Source organism: Colwellia sp. MB3u-4, from assembly GCF_014077065.1.
Lineage (GTDB): Bacteria > Pseudomonadota > Gammaproteobacteria > Enterobacterales > Alteromonadaceae > Cognaticolwellia.
In genome coordinates, this window is sequence record NZ_JACGVE010000083.1 from 67780 (window position 1) to 88868 (window position 21089).

At 39.9% G+C, this 21089-nt stretch carries 23 protein-coding genes; 5 read left to right on the forward strand and 18 right to left on the reverse strand.

The window, feature by feature from the left end:
• Positions 1 to 221 precede the first annotated feature (221 nt).
• The 3 genes from H4J61_RS13390 (at position 222) to H4J61_RS13400 (ending at position 2948) form a co-directional block, all read left to right on the forward strand.
• Positions 222 to 470, forward strand: a complete 249-nt coding sequence (locus H4J61_RS13390; RefSeq protein ID WP_182135033.1) for a DUF2164 domain-containing protein — start codon at positions 222 to 224, stop codon at positions 468 to 470.
• A 106-nt stretch (positions 471 to 576) separates the two neighbouring features.
• A complete protein-coding gene (locus H4J61_RS13395; protein WP_182185389.1) occupies positions 577 to 1812 on the forward strand; it encodes an NnrS family protein in 1236 nt (411 codons plus the stop codon).
• Positions 1813 to 1994: 182 nt separating this feature from the next.
• A complete protein-coding gene (locus tag H4J61_RS13400) occupies positions 1995 to 2948 on the forward strand; it encodes an NAD(P)-dependent oxidoreductase (RefSeq protein ID WP_182185390.1) in 954 nt (317 codons plus the stop codon).
• 72 nt (positions 2949 to 3020) lie between these two features.
• Here the strand turns inward: H4J61_RS13400 and H4J61_RS13405 are convergent, their stop codons facing one another.
• Positions 3021 to 4358, reverse strand: coding sequence for an FAD-binding oxidoreductase (locus H4J61_RS13405; protein ID WP_182185391.1), 1338 nt, complete (start codon positions 4356 to 4358; stop codon positions 3021 to 3023).
• A gap of 126 nt (positions 4359 to 4484) precedes the next feature.
• On the opposite strand from H4J61_RS13405, the gene H4J61_RS13410 reads away from it, so the two are divergent.
• Positions 4485 to 5054 carry a GNAT family N-acetyltransferase gene (locus H4J61_RS13410; RefSeq protein ID WP_182185392.1) on the forward strand — a complete coding sequence of 190 codons (570 nt, stop codon included), beginning with the start codon at positions 4485 to 4487 and terminating at the stop codon, positions 5052 to 5054.
• Positions 5055 to 5120: 66 nt separating this feature from the next.
• Here H4J61_RS13410 and H4J61_RS13415 read toward each other — a convergent pair whose 3' ends face one another.
• From H4J61_RS13415 to ribE, 6 genes are all read right to left on the reverse strand, one after another.
• Positions 5121 to 6653 (reverse strand): aminotransferase class V-fold PLP-dependent enzyme, encoded by a 1533-nt coding sequence (locus tag H4J61_RS13415; RefSeq protein ID WP_182185393.1) that lies wholly within the window; start codon positions 6651 to 6653, stop codon positions 5121 to 5123.
• Between the two features lie 227 nt (positions 6654 to 6880).
• Entirely contained in the window at positions 6881 to 7573 is a 693-nt protein-coding gene (gene ung / locus H4J61_RS13420) for a uracil-DNA glycosylase (RefSeq protein ID WP_182185394.1), read from the reverse strand.
• A gap of 330 nt (positions 7574 to 7903) precedes the next feature.
• Positions 7904 to 8374: a phosphatidylglycerophosphatase A gene (locus tag H4J61_RS13425; RefSeq protein WP_182134856.1), complete on the reverse strand. Its 471-nt coding sequence runs from the start codon at positions 8372 to 8374 to the stop codon at positions 7904 to 7906.
• 2 nt (positions 8375 to 8376) lie between these two features.
• Positions 8377 to 9348, reverse strand: coding sequence for a thiamine-phosphate kinase (gene thiL / locus H4J61_RS13430; RefSeq protein WP_182134854.1), 972 nt, complete (start codon positions 9346 to 9348; stop codon positions 8377 to 8379).
• A gap of 18 nt (positions 9349 to 9366) precedes the next feature.
• On the reverse strand, positions 9367 to 9783 hold the full coding sequence (nusB, locus tag H4J61_RS13435; protein WP_182134852.1) for a transcription antitermination factor NusB: 417 nt from the start codon (positions 9781 to 9783) through the stop codon (positions 9367 to 9369).
• A 12-nt stretch (positions 9784 to 9795) separates the two neighbouring features.
• Complete coding sequence (ribE, locus tag H4J61_RS13440) at positions 9796 to 10260, reverse strand: 6,7-dimethyl-8-ribityllumazine synthase (protein WP_182134850.1); 465 nt, start codon at positions 10258 to 10260, stop codon at positions 9796 to 9798.
• A 556-nt stretch (positions 10261 to 10816) separates the two neighbouring features.
• Here ribE and H4J61_RS13445 point away from each other — a divergent pair.
• On the forward strand, positions 10817 to 11125 hold the full coding sequence (locus H4J61_RS13445) for a DUF6170 family protein (RefSeq protein WP_182185395.1): 309 nt from the start codon (positions 10817 to 10819) through the stop codon (positions 11123 to 11125).
• Positions 11126 to 11179: 54 nt separating this feature from the next.
• Here the strand turns inward: H4J61_RS13445 and H4J61_RS13450 are convergent, their stop codons facing one another.
• From H4J61_RS13450 to cheY, 11 genes are all read right to left on the reverse strand, one after another.
• Positions 11180 to 11986 (reverse strand): VacJ family lipoprotein, encoded by an 807-nt coding sequence (locus tag H4J61_RS13450; protein WP_310650065.1) that lies wholly within the window; start codon positions 11984 to 11986, stop codon positions 11180 to 11182.
• Between the two features lie 147 nt (positions 11987 to 12133).
• Positions 12134 to 12601 carry a DUF2802 domain-containing protein gene (locus H4J61_RS13455; protein WP_182185396.1) on the reverse strand — a complete coding sequence of 156 codons (468 nt, stop codon included), beginning with the start codon at positions 12599 to 12601 and terminating at the stop codon, positions 12134 to 12136.
• A 58-nt stretch (positions 12602 to 12659) separates the two neighbouring features.
• Positions 12660 to 13154: a chemotaxis protein CheW gene (locus H4J61_RS13460; protein ID WP_182185397.1), complete on the reverse strand. Its 495-nt coding sequence runs from the start codon at positions 13152 to 13154 to the stop codon at positions 12660 to 12662.
• Positions 13155 to 13240: 86 nt separating this feature from the next.
• Complete coding sequence (locus tag H4J61_RS13465; RefSeq protein ID WP_259363327.1) at positions 13241 to 14089, reverse strand: chemotaxis protein CheW; 849 nt, start codon at positions 14087 to 14089, stop codon at positions 13241 to 13243.
• A gap of 4 nt (positions 14090 to 14093) precedes the next feature.
• Positions 14094 to 14870, reverse strand: a complete 777-nt coding sequence (locus tag H4J61_RS13470) for a ParA family protein (RefSeq protein ID WP_182185398.1) — start codon at positions 14868 to 14870, stop codon at positions 14094 to 14096.
• Between the two features lie 12 nt (positions 14871 to 14882).
• A complete protein-coding gene (locus H4J61_RS13475; RefSeq protein WP_182185399.1) occupies positions 14883 to 15878 on the reverse strand; it encodes a flagellar motor protein MotB in 996 nt (331 codons plus the stop codon).
• Complete coding sequence (locus H4J61_RS13480) at positions 15875 to 16621, reverse strand: flagellar motor protein (protein WP_182134838.1); 747 nt, start codon at positions 16619 to 16621, stop codon at positions 15875 to 15877. The genes H4J61_RS13475 and H4J61_RS13480 overlap by 4 nt, the downstream gene beginning before the upstream one ends.
• Complete coding sequence (locus H4J61_RS13485; protein ID WP_182185400.1) at positions 16614 to 17735, reverse strand: chemotaxis response regulator protein-glutamate methylesterase; 1122 nt, start codon at positions 17733 to 17735, stop codon at positions 16614 to 16616. Before H4J61_RS13485 ends, H4J61_RS13480 begins: the two co-directional genes overlap by 8 nt.
• A gap of 57 nt (positions 17736 to 17792) precedes the next feature.
• A complete protein-coding gene (locus tag H4J61_RS13490; RefSeq protein ID WP_182185401.1) occupies positions 17793 to 19919 on the reverse strand; it encodes a chemotaxis protein CheA in 2127 nt (708 codons plus the stop codon).
• Positions 19920 to 19932: 13 nt separating this feature from the next.
• Entirely contained in the window at positions 19933 to 20676 is a 744-nt protein-coding gene (locus tag H4J61_RS13495; RefSeq protein ID WP_182134832.1) for a protein phosphatase CheZ, read from the reverse strand.
• A 29-nt stretch (positions 20677 to 20705) separates the two neighbouring features.
• Positions 20706 to 21089: a chemotaxis response regulator CheY gene (gene cheY, locus H4J61_RS13500; protein ID WP_182134830.1), complete on the reverse strand. Its 384-nt coding sequence runs from the start codon at positions 21087 to 21089 to the stop codon at positions 20706 to 20708.

Sequence of the window (21089 nt, forward strand, 5' to 3'; positions counted from 1 at the left end):
GGCAGTATTTTTGAGTTCTTGTCATTCTCTAACCAAAAAATCAACATCGACGTAGTGAAGTGGAGTAACGCAAGAGCAGTTAGCGAGAATAAACATTTCTACAACGCTAGCTCTTAAAGTTATTAAAGTTAGGTCCTTATGAAGCCATAAACATGCATCTTGAAGTGACTTGAGTATAATGCCAATTCATTAGGTTATTTGTCATGCAGGAAAACGTATTTATGTCGCCAATAAAATTTACTCGCACCGAAAAGTCGCTATTAATCGACAAGCTACAAGGCTACTTTACTAAGGAATTAGAGCAAGATTTAGAGCAATTTGATGCTGATTTTTTACTCGACTTTTTTACTGAAGAATTAGGTGCGGTATATTACAATCGCGGTTTGTATGATGCCCAAGCATTGATGGCAGAAAAACTGGAATTAATTGCCGAGCAAATTGTTGAATTAGAATTACCCGTATCCAAATAACCGTTAAAAATTTTAAATAACCACCCATTACTTGATTTGCCCCAAAGTAATGCTGATTAATTGCTTTATGATAATCACAAAGTAAAAATTTAGGATTGCACCTGTAATGCAACGTTCTGATTTAGAAAAAGCTGATTTAGACAAAGAAACTGATTTAGCAAAAGAACAGAAAATAATCCCTTTATTTAGGCTCGGCTTTCGTCCTTTCTTTTTCGCTGGCACAATATTTAGTATTATCGCTATGCTCTTGTGGCTAATGCTCTACCGAGCTGAGCTAAATTTTCAGCCTTTCGGTGGTGGTTACTGGTGGCATATTCACGAAATGATTTTTGGTTTTGGCTGTGCCATCATTGCCGGTTTTCTATTAACCGCAGTACAAAATTGGACTGGGTTGCCCGGTGTGCAAGGCAAAATGCTCGCCGCTTTATTTTCTTTGTGGTTACTTGGCCGAGTTTGCTTAATTTTTCCTGATTTACTGGGTGCAAGATTAACCACAATAATAGATTTGGCCTTTTTACCTTGTATCGCTTTTGTTTTAGCCAAGCCGATATTGGCGGTTAAACAGTATCGCAACTTATTCTTTGTGCCTTTATTAAGCATTTTCACCATCGCTAATGTCCAAATGCACGTCAGCCTATATTACCCAAAATTGGTCTCTATTCAATACGCAGGTTATGCCGGTGTAATGTTAATGACTTTACTTATTTCAGTGATGGCCGGTCGCGTAGTGCCCATGTTTACCGCAAATGGTACTCAAACACCCAAAGCAACCACGCTACCTTGGCTTGATAAACTCACTAATGGCTCACTCGCCCTGATCACTATACTGCTGCTACTGCAGCCAGCTATTGGCTTAAACCATTTTTATCTCGGTGGCCTATTAATTTTTGCTGGCATTTTTCAAGCCATCCGATGGTATAGGTGGCGACCTTGGATCACCTTAGGCGTGCCATTACTTTGGTCATTACACTTGGCAATCAAAGCCTTGGCCTTTGGTTTGATATTGCTTGGCCTGAGTTATTTAATCCCTGAAATTCCCAGTAGTCATATTTGGCATTTAATCACCGTAGGCGGGCTCGGTGGTGTTATTCTTGCTATGATTTCACGAGTATCTTTAGGCCATACCGGCAGAACATTACAAGCGCCTAAGCTGATGTCATTGGCTTTTGCAGCGCTAATATTAGCAAGCTTAGTACGAAGTTTTGGCCCTTGGGTATTGCCAGACAAAACCATGATGTTGATTGATATCAGTGGCTTACTTTGGATGTTCAGTTTTATGCTGTTTGTCATATGTTATGGACCTATGTTACTAAAAGCACGCGCTGATGGCCGCTCTGGTTAGCGCTTGTAAGCGGTTGTTCGATGGGATTAAACGCCTTAACTTGCTGTTTTCATAACTTTCTATTTTATTAACTTTCTATTGATAGTCAGGCGTTAAGCTTTAATGCAATAAAATAAGCATTGGTTGAGTCGCTCATTAGAAGTGATATAAACTGAGCAAAATTTTCATCTTGAGTAAATAACATGCGCGCGGTATTTTTAGACTATCAAACCTTTAGCCCTTCACTTGACTTATCTGTGCTTCGCCAGACGGTGAGTAAGTTAGATTTATACCCGGTCACAACACCAGCACAGGTATTGCTACGTAGCATCGACGCTGAAATTATTTTAAGTAATAAAGTGATACTTAACCAGGCAATATTAAGCCAGTTACCCCGTTTAAAACTCATTTGTATCACAGCCACAGGCATTAATAATGTTGATATTGATGCCGCGCGCGAGCTTGGCATTGCGGTAACTAATGTCAGTGGTTATGCAAAAAACTCAGTCGCTCAATATGTATTTGCTCAACTACTGGCCTATTACAGCCAAATAGAAGATCACAATAACAATACCCGTGCTGGCCAATGGCAAGCTAGTGATACATTTTGCATGCACGGTAAAGGCAGTGATGAATTAGCGGGTAAAACCATGGGAATTATTGGCTACGGCGCATTAGGTAGCAAAGTAGCGACAATCGCTCGCGCCTTTGATATGCGTGTACTCATTGCTGAAAGACCTAAGGCAGTAGTAATACGTATCGACCGAGTGGCCTTTGAACAGGTAATTTCTCAGGCTGACATCATTAGTTTACATTGTCCACAAACTGCTGAAACTGAAGGTTTGTTTGATAAAAAAATATTCAACGGCATGAAAGATAGCGCCGTACTTATTAACACCGCCAGAGGCGCTTTAGTTAATAATCATGACTTATTAGCGGCATTAAATAATAACCAATTGGCTTGTGCAATTTTGGATGTATTAGAGCAAGAGCCGCCACCAAAAGATCATATCCTGTTAGCGGCACAGTCAACCAAATTGAAAATAACCGCGCACATCGCTTGGGCAAGCCAACAAGCACAACAAGCCTTACTTAATTTAGTCGCCAAGAATATAACGGCATTTAAACAAGACGAGCGCACTAACCGCATCGATTAAACCTGAGCTAAAAATTTACTTTACAGTCACCACGCTAAAACCAAAGGTCTTTGATTTACGCTCAATGGGCACTTAAAACCACTGATCTTTTATTTTACCGTAATGAAAATAACCCCATTGCCCTGCTCGTCGTAATGGAGCAAATGGAAATTTAGGGAGTGCATTATTATACAAAGGTAAATTAGGCACTGGCTTTTCAGCCACTTTTTCAGCTAAACGTTTGCCTGCTTGTACCGAGAACGACACACCACTGCCACAATAACCCATGCTGTAAAATACCGATTGTTGATCATTTTGATGAATGTGTGGCAAATCGTCCAACGCCATACAAATCCAGCCTGACCAAGCGTAGCTATAAGTGATATTAGCTAACGCTGGAAAACTGGTTTTTAATACCGTCAGTAAACGTTGTGCATAATAAGGGTCGTCAGCACCTTTACCTGTTATAGCGCCGCGGCCACCAAATAATATTCTATTGTCAGGTAACTTACGGTAATAATATTTTAATGCTCGCGTGTCCATCACAACATTCGAGGTTAAGAAATTACACGCGGCTATTTGCGCTGCACTCAACGGCTCGGTAACGATAATTTGTGAAAGTACCGGCAATGTTCTATCGGTCGTTAAGGGATGAAAGTTTTTTGGAGTGTAACCGTTGGTGGCTATCACCACTTTTTGCGCACTAACAATACCATTAGGGGTATAAAGTTGTTGTTTATTGCCTTGTGATTGCCAGTGATTAACCGGTGTCGCACAATGTACTTTAGCGCCTGCTTGTCGCGCCAACTTTTGGTAGCCCCAAGCAAGTTTTAACGGATTTAAACCAAAACCGTCTTGATAACGAATAGCCCCGTAAGCATTACGATCGTCCATGTATTGCTGACGTACTTCATTTTGTGAAAGAATTTCAACATCATACCCAAACATTTTCTGCTGAAGTTTTGCTAGCTCAACTAATTCTTTGAGTTTATTAGGCTTATGGGCCACTTTAATATAACCCGCGCTTTGTTTATCGCAGTCAATGCCTTCATTAATCAGTGAATTGACTGTTTCAACACCCGCGGCCATTTCTTGATAAATGCCGCGCATAACCTCTTCGCCCCATTGCTTAGCCATTTGGCCATAAGACTTGCGACCTGAAGATTTCAAAATAAAACCGGCATTACGACCGCTGCAACCCCAAGCGGTTTGGTTAGCTTCTAACACATGGGCTTTAATACCATGCTCACGAGCCAAATGTAGCGCGCAAGATAAACCGGTATATCCTGCCCCAATAATAGCCACGTCAACATCAAGATCAGCGATAACAGCGCCATCGTGTTCCGGTGCTATGCCTGAGACATTAGCCCAATAACTTTCGGGGTAGGCCTGATTACAGCCGGGTGATAAATCATGTAAAGGATCGTACATTTTCACTTCCAAAACCTAATAGGTTTTTATATTAATTTTTTATAGTGTTTTAAACACTAACGCGCTTAAAGTATCTCAAAAAAAACAGTACAATGCTGTAATAACTCACTCAATAAAAATAATTTTATGACCATCACCCTCAACTATCAAGCATTAACCCCTGCTGACTTTGATAAAGTTATTCAATTAGCTACCGAGGTTCACGGCGCCGGTTATCTTGATCAAACCAGCATGCAAGTTTGGTACGATAAAGGACTTAAAAATGGTATTAACGCGGGTTTTGTGGTTTATCATGATAAAAAATTGGTTGGTTTTAGAATTACTTATGCCTCGCAGCAATGGCAGATAGACAAATGGTGTTCTACTGAACTATGGCCAGTGCCTGCCGCACAAGTTTGCTATTTTAAGTGCAATACGGTTGATGAGCATTACCGTGGCCATGGTATTGGCGGTGAACTATTAAAGCGCTCAATTACAGCCGCTATGCAACAAGGTGCCATTGCCGGCGTTAGCCACTTATGGAAACAAAGCCCAGGCAATAGTGCGGTAAAATATTTTACTAAATCGGGTGGTGTATTAATTAAAGACCACCCAGACCGTTGGCATGAATTAAGCTTAGCCGGTTATGAATGCACGATATGCCATCATGACTGTCATTGCGAAGCCGCTGAAATGATGGTTGTTTTTGAGCCATAATACCATGTCTGAAAAACTTTCTGCTGGGTGATTATTTTTATTAATCGCCCAGCACTCTTTCATCCTCTAGCCAAATATTTTCCGTAATATTGATGGCGTTTCTAGCACTTTATTGCTAACGGCTGAGCCATTTTCTGGTAAAGCATTAAAGTCAGATAAACTCGGAAAATCAACCTCGGGTTTACCATGTTCGTAGTCACCCGACGCTGGATTAAAACGGTATTCTTTGCTCCATAGCGCTATATTTTCAGTCACTTGATTGATGGCTTCAACCACAAAGGCAACTTCTTTATCTGAGGTAGTAGGATGAAATGAAGCTCGGATCCAACCGGGCTTTTCGGCAAAGTCACCTGAGTCTATTTGCTGGGTTATTTTTGAGGAGGTATCTTGGTCCACCTTTAATAAAATATGACCATAAGTACCAGCGCATGAACAGCCGCCACGGGTTTGTACACCGAATTTATCATTGAGTAACCGCACGACTAAATTATAATGAGCACCCGGCACATAAAACGAAACAATTGCTAAACGCTGACGTATATTAGGCTCAAGCATCACCACATGTTCATTCTTAGCTAAGTTATCCATAACATATTGGCTGATTTGAGCTTCACGTTGCTGAATTTTTTCAACGCCCATGGCATCTTTTAATTTGATCGCTAGCGCGGTTTTAATACATTGTAAAAAGCCGGGGGTGCCACCATCTTCCCGCAGCTCTATATTATTAAAAAAACTGTGTTTGCCCCAAGGATTTGTCCAGGTTACTGTGCCGCCACCTGGGTGATCTGGCACTTTGTTTTTATAAAGTGCTTTGTTAAAAACCAACACCCCTGAGCTGCCAGGGCCACCTAAAAATTTATGTGGCGAAAAGTAAATCGCATCTAACGCTTGCTTAGGATTACTCGGGTGCATATCAATATCAACATAGGGTGCAGAAGCGGCAAAATCAACAAAACACAAACCGCCATGTTGATGCATAATTTCTGCCAGCTGATAATACGGGGTTTTAATACCGGTAACATTTGAACAAGCAGAAAAAGAGCCTATTTTCACCTTACGGTTTTGGTATTTTTCTAACAATAATTCTAGGTGCGTTAAAGAAGGTAGACCCTGACTATCAGGCTCAACAATTTCCAAGGTGACATCGCATTCATACCAAGAGGTTTGATTAGAATGATGCTCCATATGGGTAATAAACACCACAGGTCTGTCATTTTCTGCAAACGCCACTTGCGCTTGCATACGCTCAGGAATTCGCAAACCTAAAATCCGTTGAAATTTATTAACAACAGCCGTCATACCCGCGCCAGCTGTGATCAACACATCATTGTCGCAAGCATTTACATGGCGTTTAATAATATGTTGGGCGTCATGATAAGCATGGGTCATGGCACTACCAGTTAGATTAGTCTCAGTATGGGTATTAGCGACATAAGGGCCTAACTCTTGGGTCAAATAGTCTTCAATAGGTTGGTATAACCGGCCACTTGCTGTCCAATCGGCATAAATAATATCAAGCTGTTGACCATTAATTTGATGTTGTAAATTTTTACCAATGACATGTTGGCGAAAGGGTAAAAAATAATTTTCTAATGACATGCTCTATGCTCTTCACTTTCTATAATGAAAACATACTAGCACTATTGCTGCTTTGTGAAACAAAAAACCAATAAAACAAGATTAATAGCAAATTAAATTTACTAAGGAACATATTAATGAAAAAATTCACTTAAAATGATTGATTTTAAGCCTTAGCTGAAAATAAATGTTAGTAATCGCTATAAAGTGAAATTATTTTCTTAAAAGCGAGCAATAATAACGACTTTTTAATCGCTAATTTGCCAATTGATGGCGGTTTTATTGTGTGCTTTTAACCATAAGTTAGCTTTAGAAAAATGTTGGCAACCGAAGAAACCTCGATAAGCCGAAAGTGGCGATGGGTGCGGCCCATTTAATACTAAATGTTTTTGCTGATCAATATTTTTACCTTTTTTCTGCGCATGACTGCCCCAGAGTAAAAATACACAGCCGGCATTATGCTGATTAATTTCAGCAATAATTTTATTGGTAAACTCTTCCCAACCCAATTTAGCGTGAGAGTGTGCTTGTCCCTGCTTAACGGTCAGCACAGTGTTGAGCAGTAAAACACCTTGTTGTGCCCACTCATTCAAATAACCATGATGAGGTGTGCTAAAGTCAGTAATATCTTGCTTAAGCTCCTTGTAGATATTAACTAAAGAAGGTGGCACTTTAATGCCTTTGCGCACCGAAAAAGCTAAACCATGTGCTTGTGATTCACCACTTTTACCTATGCCATGATAAGGGTCTTGGCCTAGAATAACCACTTTCACATTGGCTAAATCAAGGGTAGAAAAAGCATTAAAAACATCCTCTTCAGCTGGCAGTACTACCTCACCGTTCGCTCTTTGCTGAGCAATTTCTTTCGATAATTGTTGAAAATAAGCTTGTTGTTGCTCATGAGCTATTATTTTTTGCCATTGCGGTTTTAACTGAGTCATATTATTACTCTTTAAGTAGCGAATCTTTTAAATGACGTGCGAACAAGCACTCATATCGTAACGCCACGTATGGCAGTGAATAATGCAATCATTGTTTTATAGCCTATTGAGCGGTATGACTAGCTGCATACTAACGGCATCACTACCGGCATGGTTACCTGCATAACTACTGGCATAGATAGCGAGCTACAATAAGCTGCCTTAAACATCAATTGGCCTTATTTTGCTTAGCTGCCTTTGGGCACTAAAGCCTATTTGTCTGCAAAATGAAAAAGCCAAAGAATACATTCTTTGGCTTTTCTAGTGATAGGTTATTGACTGGTTATTAGCTTAGTAAAAAATTAGCATCATACAAGCCCAAGCCGCAATACCCGCGACTATATCGTCAAGCATAATACCTAATCCACCATGGCAATTTTTGTCAATATAGGAAATCGGCCAAGGCTTGAGAATATCAAAAAAGCGAAATAAGATAAAACCCACCAGTATTGTCTGCCAGGTTAATGGCATCAAGAACATGGTGATCAAAAAGCCAACAAATTCATCCCACACTATCGCGCCATGATCAGGAACTCCTGCATCAGTTGCCGCTTTGCCACAAATATAAATACCTGCAACACTCATCACTACTAACAAGGTTAAATAAAGCGTATTGTTAAGCGGTGCAAACAGCAAAAATAGTGGAATTGCGGCTAAGGTACCAAAAGTACCCGGTGCTTTAGGTGCTAAACCACTACCAAAACCTAGCGCCAAAAAATGGATTGGATTTGATAGTTTAAAGTTTGCCGTAGAATTTTTCATCATCACTCTTTACTGCTAGAAAAGTGCTCGAAGCTTTTAGTCTTAATAGCGACAGCTTTACGGTTTAAAGTTGTGGTTATTTTTTCACTGCGATTAATCTGACCAATGCAGGTTATCGTGTTACTGGTATTTGCTAAAGCAGTTTCAATACCCACTTTGTTGTCTTCAGATACCGTAAATAACAATTCATAATCATCACCACCCGTCAGTGCCATTTCAAAGGCTTTTTCCATACCAACCGTAGCTTGTAATGCCTGAGAAATTGGCAAGTGATCTAATACAATATTAGCACCTACCTTAGAAGCGGTACAAAGATGGCCTAAGTCTGAAATAATACCATCAGATAAATCTATCGCCGCACTGGCATAGCCACGAAGTGCCTGTCCAGCCAAGATCCTCGGTGTTGGAAAATCTAAACTGTGCTGCACACTTTCTCGATATTCAGGTGCAACATTTACCTCATGTAAAATATGCTTTAGGGCTAATGCCGCATCACCAACTTCACCAGTAACATAAATCCAATCACCGGCTTTGGCGCCTGAACGGGTCAGATGCTTATTTATCGGTACTAAACCTTGGGCGGTAACAGTAATACTCAAAGGCCCTTGCGTAGTATCGCCACCAATGAGTTGCACATTATAATATTCGCACAGTTCAAAGACACCAAGACAGAACTCTTCAATCCATTTTAGATCGACTTCTGGCATGGTGATCGCCAAAGAAATCCAACTAGGTTCAGCGCCCATTGCCGCTAGGTCTGATAGATTCACGGCTATTGATTTATGACCAATAGCGCGAGCGCTGGTTTCATGAGGAAAATGAACACCAGCGACTAAGGTATCTGTGGTTATTGCAATATTTTGACGCTCAGCAGGGCTGACTATAGCGCAGTCATCACCGATACCGAGTACCACATCCTTGCGTTTGATCACTTGCTCACTAAAGAAGTGCTTGATCAATTCAAACTCTTTCATATTACAACCAAATTATGACTATTCGTTCGGACGAACAAGCTTAACAACTTTGTCTAAAACACCGTTGACAAACTTATGACTATCATCTGCACCAAATGATTTTGCTAACTCAATGGCTTCATTGATGATGACACGATAAGGCACATCTAGACATTCAGATAATTCAAACACCGCGACGCGTAAGATCGCTTTTTCAACCGGGTCAACATCCTTTAGTGGACGGTCAACATGAGGAGATATTTTTTCATCAATGCTGCTAATTTGTGCTGAAATTCCACGGAACAATTGTTGAAAATAAGGAATGTCAAAACGACGAGCACTATTTTCAGTCAAAAAATTCAATTCAATTTCAGCAACGTTGTTGTTACTTAGTTGCCAAGAATACACGGCTTGTACTGCCAATTCTCTGGCTTTTCTTCTAGGTGATGGTTTCACAAAAATATCCTGTTATAACTTATCGAGCACGTTAACCATTTCTAAAGCACTTAATGCTGCTTCAGCGCCTTTATTGCCTACTTTAAGGCCGGCACGGTCAATAGCTTGTTCAATAGAATCGGTGGTAATAACACCAAATGCCACTGGCAGAGTATATTCCATAGCCACTTGTGCTAGGCCTTTATTACATTCGCCAGCAACAAAATCAAAATGCGGCGTACCGCCACGAATAACGGCACCAATAGCAATAATGCCATCGTATCCACCTTTCGCAGCAACTTTTTTAGCCGCTACTGGCAACTCATAGGCACCAGGAACACGGATGATGGTAATGTCGCTATCAGCAACATTACCATGGCGTTTAAGTGTATCTACGGCGCCTTCAAGTAAGTTTTCAACAACAAAACTATTAAAACGAGAGACGACAATCGCGAATTTCTTACCGGTTGCATCAAAGTTAGCTTCTATGATATTCATTTAAAAATCACCTACTGATAAAAATTGTCGCAATTCTAGCAAATTGCACGCGACTGAGGAACTCGTTTTGACAAATTTATCAGAAACTTTGCATCTAAAGTCGATATTTTACCTTTCTTAACCACGGATGTAGCTTAGGCTCAAGACCATCATTTTTATTTAGTATTTCTAAAGGCACTTGTCGGCTAATTTATCCGCTCACTTAATGACATAAATCTTGGTTTACAAATAGTGTCGAGGGAAGTTTTAAGGGATTAGCGCTCAGGTTTTAGTCAAATTTTAGTGCTCATAATGACGGGTTCTGTTGTAACCATGTTTAGTGTTCTTTACTGATAGCTCAGCGCTATTTTGTACTGCTCGCGTCTAAATTAAAACTTATCGCTATCTTTGTACCGTTAGCTTTGTACTGTTAACTTTGTATCGTTAGCTTTGAGTTAAAATAAACAGCAACCATGTTAATAAATCACTCACTATCGTATTTGCCCATGGCACATTTAGTGTCATTTTTGTATGATAGCGCTACCTATAGTTTGAGCACATATTTACTTGAAATTTTATGACTATTTATTTTTCTTCCAATAAAATACCAGCCTTGCAGGCATTTAGCTTACATCAACGACAAGCTATTCTAGCCTTAGCGCAAGCAAAACTGTCTCCGCCTGAAAAGTTTATTTTGAATATGATTAAGTTATCATTGCTGATACCACCATTTTTCTTTATCGCAAATCTGCAAGGGTTTGCCTTGGCAGCATCCGTAGTGATGGTGCTGATTGCCTATTTTTTGCTGTTAAGACCTATTATGTTATTTTTTACACAAAAGCACCTAGATAACGCCGTTGCTCAATACCAAAAAAGCGAACTTTAGTTCGCTTTTTATTATTTTTCAGTTGATTCCTAGCATCAGTCTTGATTAAAAATATTAAGGCTGCATATTTTCAAGCTCTTCTAGATAAGCGTCAATATTGGCCTCTTCTGCTTGGTTAACTTCAATGGGTGGGTTGCCATCATAAACTCTAAACTGCATATTTTGAAAGTAGGCATTTTTAACAAACTCATAAGGGTCGATGGCATCATTTAAAATAGCTTCTTGATCAGCAAATGACGCTCGAGCTTCCAAGCCTAAAATGCCAGCTCGTAATATATTAGGCCAAAAATCGATAACGGCAAGTGGCCAGTAATAGCGGTCAACAAAATCACCTACCTCTTCACGTACCGATGAAGGGCCAAGCGCGGGAACAACCAAGTAAGGGCCGTCACCCACACCATAACTGCCAAGTACCTCGCCAAATTCTTCTTGTTTTCGGTTCCAACCAAAATCACTGGCTGGGTCAAAAAAGCCTAATAAGCCGATGGTAGAGTTCAAAACAAAGCGTCCGGTGGACTTTGCTGCATCAGTAAACTTTGCTTGTAATAAATCATTAATGATTGTTGAAGGTTCATTAAGATTCAGTGCCATATTATGAACACCTTTGCGCAAGTCTGTCGGCATATATTCAACATAGCCTTGCGATGCCGGTTTAAAGACGTATTTGTCTGCATAATCCCAGGTAAAAGTCCAAAAAGGTCGGTTAATCACTTCTAGCGGATCTTTTGGATCAGATAGCGTTTGCTCTGACGAAGGCGTTGTCGAACAAGCCGTTAAAAAAAACGAAAACATTAGGGTTAGCAAGAGTTTTAAGCTAAGTATTGACCGGGTTTTCAAGGCAACTTTTTTTATTCTATTCACTACAGGATCCTTGTCTTATAACCATTAAGTAATATATAGGTTATAAAGCTAAAAATAAAATTTCTCTACTGTGCAGTTTATCACGAGAGCGTTTAAGATTTTACGTAAAAATGTAACGTTTAAATACGGTATTTTATAGCAATGGTACTACTTTACAGCTTTTCTTTGATGAATAGAAAGCAACATTTCAGCCTCAGCTCTAGGAATATCACACTCTCGCATTATTTCAGCTAGGCCTGCACCTAGCTCAACCAATTTTTGGGCTCGAGTGTATAACTTATCTTCAGGTGGCTGATGTAACAGTTGTTCGATACTTTGAAATTGGTTATTGAACTGTTCCTGAGTCACTTTAATGCGGTGTTCTAATTGCTTGCTAACTTGTTCGTTTTCTATTTGCGACTCAGTGCAGTGTTGTTGATTGATTTCTAACTGCGATTGCTGTCTGGCAAGTAAATCTTGTAATTCTAACAGTTGTATTTCTTGGCTATTTACTTGTTGTTGTAATTCATCTATTTGTTGGGCAAAACGATTTTTTCGCGCCACTAATAACAGCACAACGAGTATCACAATGACGAAGCCAATTAAGCTGATCAGGTTAGCAGATATATTTTCCATAAGTATAATTGGCTTCGCTGGCAATAAAAGTCTACTTAAGCAGGCTTATTAGCTAAAATTAGAATTCCTTTAGTTCATCCCACTCTTCGTCAGAGAGTAATTGATTGAGATCAACCAAAATCAGTAATTCACCATCTCGGTTAGACACGCCTTGAATAAACTTGGCGCTTTCGTCATTGCCTACATTGGGTGCTACATCAATCTCTGATGAATTTAAATAAACAACTTCCGCAACGCTATCAACTAAAATGCCAATAACTTGTGTTTCAGCTTCAATGATCACAATGCGAGCATTGTCGTTTATTTCAGCAGACTCAAGCCCAAACCTTATACGAGTATCAATAACGGTAACAACATTACCACGCAGATTAATGATACCCATAACATACATTGGCGAACCCGGTACAGGTGCTACTTCAGTGTAACGTAACACTTCTTGCACTTGCATAACGTTGACACCGTAGGTTTCTCGATCTAGCTTAAACGTTACCCATTGTAGTATTTCATCATTGATGTTTACACGTTCACTTGCATTGCGTCTTTCATCAGACATACTGCTGACCTCTTTAAATTTTAGTTGTTATTCTAATGACCAGAACACTTAGGCTCTCAGTATACTGGCAAGTTTACATTCATCAATTATTCTTGGCTTATATTTACACCTTTTTCCAATAACTTAATTAAAGATTCAACGTCTAACAGTACGCACATCCGGTTTTTTACTAACCCTGCTAGCCAAGGACGCTTGTTTTGGGTATCTAACCATTTAACATCTTCTTGTTTGAGCGTTACCGTATCAACCAATTTCTCAGCCGACAAGCCCCAAGATGAATCATTTAACATGATAATATATTGGTAATTAAGTGCTGAAATTAATGCTTCATCACACTTTTCAGGCATAACCCATAAAGCGGTATCAACCACGTTAACTTTTGCTGCTCGGTGAAGCATAACACCTTTAAACCAATCCGGCTTACCCATCAGCGGCGTGATTTTATCTGTGTTATGAATACCACCTAACTCGATTAGTGGTACGGCAATCATTAAGCCCGCAACCTCGAAAAACATCACCTGAAAGTCGCCTTGGCGATAACTGTGTTGTTGAGTATCTACAACTCCATCTGTACTTTTACCGGTGGTAATTAGCTTTTCATTAAGGTCAGCCGGGTTTATTACTGCCTGTCTCAGTGCAATTTTAGCTGCTACTTTTTCCGATATTGTTTGCTCTCCTGCATTACTTATATCACTTTGGCTAATCGTAGCGTCTTGAACTGAACTTTGACTGTCAGCTTTAGTTGAACTTAATTTCTCGATATCGTTTGATGCAAAAACCTTTGGAAAAGTAGCACTACTCAGTAACTTTTCTAATGGCTGATGTTGTCTTTCTTTAACCGGCAGTGCTGGTTTTTGCTCTACTTCTTCTTCAGTAAGCAACTCTGACAAATAAGTCTGCATAAGTTTTTTACTTGCAGCTAAAGACTTTGGCATCGGCTTACTTACTCTGTGTGTTTAAGTTAATGAGATATTTTAATAAATTTTTATAAGCAATGATACCACGAGATTTTGCGGCATAATCTGAAGGTACCTTCTGGGCAACACTGGCATTTCGAAAATTAGTATCAATTGGCACAACTGAGGGCCAAAGAAACTCACCGTAAAGGTTTTGCAATTTTTGGTAAGTCGTTTTTGATGCTTTAGTGCGTTTATCAAACATGGTAGGGACAATGGTATATTTAAACGGCAAAGGATGTTGAGCCTGCATAATTTCTAAGGTTTTCATCATCCGGTCTAAACCTTTTAGTGCCAAAAATTCAGTTTGAACCGGTACTATAATTCTATCACTAGCCGCTAATGCATTTACCATCAAGACCCCTAAAATCGGCGGGCAATCAATCAATACATAATCATATTCACCTTCGATTGCAGACATCACTTTTTTTAACACTAAGCCCATGCCGCCTTTATTGCCAAGTGCGCGGTCAAGTGTTGCTAAGCCCATTGTGCCAGGGAGTATGTCGATATTACTATAATGCGTAGGACATAAACTTTGCATGATCTGTTCTTTGGTAGACACCTGTAAAAACAAATCATAAACACTGAGTTCTAGGTCTTCAGACTCGATACCAAAATAATAACTTAATGACGCATGAGGATCGGTATCAACTAAAAGCACGCGCTTTCCTTGCTCAGCTAATAAACCGGCTAAGGCAATAACTGTGGTCGTTTTACCGACACCACCTTTTTGATTTGCAACTGTCCAAACTACCAAGTGGAATTCCTATTATTCATTAGTTTTTGCTTGTGATGGCTTAGTGGCTTCATTGTTAGCGTTAGTTTCAGCTCGGGTGGTAATGCGAATACCACCATTATCAAGTTCGATAACACGGATCTCATCATCGGCTATTGAAGTGCTATTACGGTTAATTACGGCTACATTTTCTTCTGAGATAGTGGGGGGGGCCACTACCTTGGCTTTTTCTAAACCGTATTTAGAAAGCGCAATAACGACACGACGATTTTTGGCCCGCCCTGCACTTGTACTATTGTCAGCACTTGGATAATACTGACCGTAACCTTCAATAGCCATTCGAGCCGGGTTTAAGGTTAAGGCTTCTAAGGTCCGTAAAATGGCGGTTGCTCTAAATACTGATAACTCCCAATTAGAGGAAAAAATCTCGGTCTTAATCGCTTGATTATCAGTATAACCTCTAACCCTAATATAGTTGTTGGTCTCGGCAATAATTTGATAGATAACCAATAAAATATCTTTTGCGCCATTGGTGGGCGACGCCGAGCCACTTGGAAACAATAAACTGCTGTTTAATTCAATTTCCAACCAATCACCATCAATTTGCAGTTGCGCGTAACCGGACTCTACTAGTTCATATAAGGCTTCATGAAGATCTTTTTCTAAAGAGCTTAAACTGCTACCCACTTGAGTATCTGAGACAGTAGATAAATTTACCTCACCTGAAACAATGTCAGGTTCAGCGACATCTACAATAGCATCACCAAACAATACCTGCTTAGTTTTTACACTATTAACCGGTAAGATATCATCGCCATGACCGCGATTTTTAGTTTGTGCTTCCTGCGCTTGAAATACACGACCTAGAGATTCTGTCGCGGTTGCAAACGGTTTTTCATTGACTCTCGCCATGGCATATAACACGACAAAAAGCGCAAATAATAAGGTCATATAGTCGGCATAAGAGACTAACCAACGCTCAACATTTTCATGTTCTACTAGGTGACGTCTTGCGCGTAGCCGGCTCATTGCTCCAACCGAAATGCCGACAGTTTGTTTTCAATGGCATGTGGGTTTTCTGCTAAGGCAATGGCAATCAAACCTTCGGTCATCATTTCACGATACATAGTTTGTTCGTGTACTATGGCTTTTATTTTATTAGCGACCGGTAAATAAAGTAAGTTGGCAAAACCTACGCCGTAAATAGTGGCAACAAATGCGGTGGCGATGCCTTGCCCCAATAGTTGCGGGTCAGCCAAATTCGACATGGCATGAATTAACCCCAGCACAGCGCCTATAATACCAATGGTTGGACTATATCCGCCCATAGACTCAAAAACATGAGCAGAACGTAAATTGTGTTCACGATATAAATCTAAATCAAGCTCTAATGAAACCCTTAGGTTCTCAACCTCTACACCGTCAACAAGCAAATTTAAGCCTTTGTTAACGTAAAAATCGTTTTCTTCTTTGGCAATATATTCTAGCGACAAAAAACCAGATTCTCGTGCTTTTTCAGCCCAAAGCACAATCGATTCAATGCCCTGTTCAATATCGTATTTAGGGGGAACAAACAACCATTTGAGTAAGCTTATGGCGTGAAAAAATTGACTTTGTGATGACTGCAACATAACAGCACCGAGCGTACCACCAAAAACAATAATGAAGGCGGGCAGTTCCAGTAACGAAGATATAGCACCGCCATCAATAATAAAACCGAAATAAATAGCGAAAATGGCAATAAGGAGCCCAGCTATACTGAGTTTATCCATGCTGTATTTCCTTAAGAATTGCAGCTGGAAAGCTTTCAAGGGTCAATGATAGTTCAGATATCCCGGCAACCTTAACCGCTTGCGGCATACCATAAACAACACAAGACTCCTCATCTTGTGCCCATATAGTTGCGCCTTTATTTTTTAATAATCGCGAGCCTTCGCGACCATCTGCACCCATTCCAGTTAATATAACACCTAAAACATTACCACCAAAAACTTTAGCGGCTGAAGCAAAACTAATATCTACACTCGGTTTAAAAGCCATACGTTCAGAGTTGTCTTCCAGTATTCTTAGTTTTGCAGCACTTTCTGTCCCGTCAATGATCATTTGTTTACCACCTGGCGCTAAATAAGCATGACCAGGTTTTAAGATGTCACCTGAATTCGCTTGGCTAACCTGTATCTTGCAGATACCATTTAAGCGGTTAGCAAAAGCTAAGGTGAATGCAGCCGGCATGTGCTGCACCATAATGATAGGTAGCGGGAAGTCTTCAGGTAATTGAGTTAACAACTTTTGTAATGCTACAGGGCCTCCAGTTGAAGTGCCTATGGCAAGTAATTTATATTTTTTGCCAGAACTTTTTCTAAAGGTCTGGTTTTGAGGTGTGGTAGTTGTTGTGGCCGCATTTGGGGTAGTTGCATGACTGACCTTAGCTTTGTCCTCAACATCAGCCCTTGAGCGAAAGCTTGAAACTCGTGCGGCTGTAACCATTTTTTTTCTAGCTAATTGCTTAACGCGTTGACGTAATACACTACCGGCGTCTTCAGTAGTTTTAGCTATTTCATTAAATTTTTTCGGCAAAAAGTCTAACGCGCCAGCATCTAATGCTTCAAGCGTTGCTTTAGCGCCGTCATGGGTTAATGAAGAAAACATCAGAATGGCCGTTGGTGCTTTTGCCATGATCTGTTTAACCGCTTCAATGCCATTTAATAACGGCATTTCTATATCCATAGTGATGACATCAGGCTTTAAGGCAATAGCTTTTTCTACTGCATCAATACCATTAATAGCAACACCGATAACCTCAAGATTAACATCTTTATTAAGGATATCGGTTACTCGGCGTCGAAAAAAACTGGAGTCATCAACTACTAATACTTTAAATGACATTTACAATCTATTTCCTGTCGTGATTATGTGTTTACCACAGGCTATTACCTATGGATATTATGAGCGTAATTTCTTATTCACTAGTGCTTTTTTTGCGTAAAATTTAAGCATATTAGGTACGTCAATAATTAAAGCAATACCCCCGTCACTGGTTATTGTTGCTCCAGCCATACCTGGCGTACCATTTAATAATCTGTCTAGTGGTTTAATCACCACTTCTTCTTGGCCAATTAAACTATCAACAACAAAGCCAATTTTCTGGTTGCCTAACTGCACTATAACGACATGACCTAGCTCTCGTGGTTTTTCAACATAATTACGCACTAGCCACTGATCAAGATAAAATAATGGGATGGATTTTTCACGAACAATAATCGTTAACTGTCCATCAACTACATTAGTTTTAGTTAAATCAAGGTGAAATATTTCATTAACCACGGCCAAGGGTAAGGCAAAAGTCTGTTTACCAATCACCACCATCAAGGTTGGCAATATGGCTAACGTTAATGGCACTTTAATTTCAAGTATGGTGCCAACACCCATTTCTGAGTCGATACTGATGGTGCCATTTAGCTGGGTGATTTTTGTTTTCACCACATCCATACCTACGCCACGGCCTGATACTTCTGAAATTTCGGTTTTTGTTGAAAATCCAGGGGCAAAAATCAAACTAAAAGCTTCTTTATCAGACATACGTGCTGCAGCGTCGGCATCCAAAACACCACGATTTATGGCTATTTCTTTTAGTTTTTCCGCATTCATGCCTGCGCCATCATCACGAATGGTGAGCAGAATATGGTCACCTTCTTGTGATGCTGACAATAGCACAATACCTTCTCGTGGCTTGCCAGCAGCTTCACGAGTATCAGGGGCTTCAATACCATGATCAACCGAGTTGCGCACAAGATGCACTAAAGGATCGGCTAAAGCTTCAACTAAGTTCTTATCTAGATCGGTTTCTTCACCTTCAAGAATAAGTTTAATTTCTTTATTGAGACTACGGGCTAGATCTCGTACCACACGAGGAAAACGTCCAAACACTTTCTTAATGGGTTGCATACGCGTTTTCATTACCGCGCCTTGCAAGTCAGTCGTTACCGCATCTAGGTTTGACAAGGCCTTGGTTAATTCTTCATCTTCTTTTGTCATGCCTAGACTCGCTAGACGGTTACGCACTAAAACTAACTCGCCAACCATGTTCATGATCTGATCTAGTCGTTTGGTATCAACCCTCACCGTTGTTTCAGCTTGAACGGGCTTTGCCGGTGCGGTTTTTTTGTCAGCGCTTGCTGGTATTTGATTTATTGCCGGTTTAGCCGCGATGTTATTCGCCGCAGGAGCACTTGCCGCTTTTGTAACAGCGTTAACTGCTGCAGTAGGTTTTGCTGGTGCTTGAGCTTTAGGTCGTTGATTTTTTCCGTGCAGTTCATCTAATAACGACTCAAAATCATCATCATCTATTTCATCAGCCGATGCGGAATTTTCTGTGCTAGCTTGCGCAGGAGTCACCGCAGGAGAAAATGCACCTTGACCGTGCAGTTCGTCCAGTAATGATTCGAATTCATCATCCGAAATATCATTACCACTACCACTATCACTACCACTATCACTACTAAATGTTGTTGGCTGCTCAACTACCGGCGCACTGGCTTTTTTTGCACCGCTGCCATGAAGTTCATCTAATAGGCGTTCAAACTCATCTTCTGACATTTCGTCACTTGAATTACTATCGGCTGCTGGTATATTTTCCTCAGCCGTTGCAAGCACATTTTCTGCCACAGACTCTGCTTGTCCTTCCGGCTGAGATAGTCGATGTAACTCGGCTAGCAAACTAGGATCTGCCGGGCTTAATGGCGCTTTATTTTGTACTTGAGCAAACATTTCATTAATGGTGTCGAGCGCTTTAAGAATAACATCCATTAATGAGGAGGTAACTGATCGTTGTTGATTTCTTAAGGTATCGAAAACATTTTCCGCACCGTGACAGGCATCAACTAACTCGGCAAGTGACAAAAAGCCAGCACCACCTTTTACTGTATGAAATCCTCTAAAAATAGCATTGAGCAATTCCGCATTTTCAGGATCATTTTCAAGCTCAACTAATTGCTCTGACAAGGTTTCAAGTATTTCCCCAGCTTCAATTAAAAAATCCTGAAGAATTTCTTCATCTTGTTCAAATGACATTTAGTAACTCCTATTAAAAACCTAAGCTTGATAATAAATCATCAACGTCGTGTTGATCTGAAACAACATCTTTACGATTTCCAGGATTAACAATCGGACCTTCAACTAAGTTTTCACCTAATTTTGGTAAGTAATTCGATTGCTCTTGTTTGGAAGCCATACCAAAGGCTGTTAGCATATTTATTAAGCTGTCTTCAACCTCACAAACTAAATCAATAACTTTGCGAATAATTTGGCCGGTAAGATCTTGAAAATCTTGCGCCATCAAAACATCCGTCATTAAGCCATGAATTTTGCTGGTTTCTTTTTCTGTTGTTGTCAGTAAAACATCGATATCTCGACATAATACTTTAAAATCAGTAACATCAAGATCATTGTGCATTAATTTATGCCACAGCGGATTAACGTTCTTGATTTGTTGTTGAATATTACTAACCACAGGAAAGATTGATTCAACAACATCCATGGTTTTATTAGCCGCTTCTTCGGTACGATCAATAACAAAATTCAATCTTTCTTTAGCATCTGGAATGTCCGCAGTCGCTAAATCATTCAAACGTGAATCAAAATGAAAGTTATTCAATGAATTATGCAATTCGCGAGTTAACTTACCTATTTCTTCAAACAATGCAGTTTGAACTGGATTTTGAATTTCTGCAATTAACTCATCCGCTTTGTTTTGCTGATCTGCCTCAAGGTATTTAACCAACAATTTAGCCTGTTCTAAAGAAACATGGATACTAGTATATTTACTCATATAACAGCCTTGTGTAAAAAAATTGGTGATTAACCAAGACGTTGGAAAATTTTATCAAGCTTTGCGCTTAACGTTGCAGCTGTAAAAGGTTTAACGATATAACCATTAACTCCCGCTTGAGCTGCCATGATAATTTGATCTTTCTTCGCTTCTGCAGTCACCATCAATACTGGAATATGAGATAACTTTTCATCCGCTCTAATGGCTTTAAGTAAATCTATCCCTTGCATAACTGGCATATTCCAATCAGTAACAACAAAATCAAAATCACCAGCTTTCAGCATCGGCAGCGCGGTATTACCATCATCTGCTTCTGATATATTGGTGAAACCTAAGTCGCGTAATAAGTTTTTGATTATGCGTCTCATTGTTGAAAAATCGTCAACAACAAGCACTTTCATATTTTTTTCCAA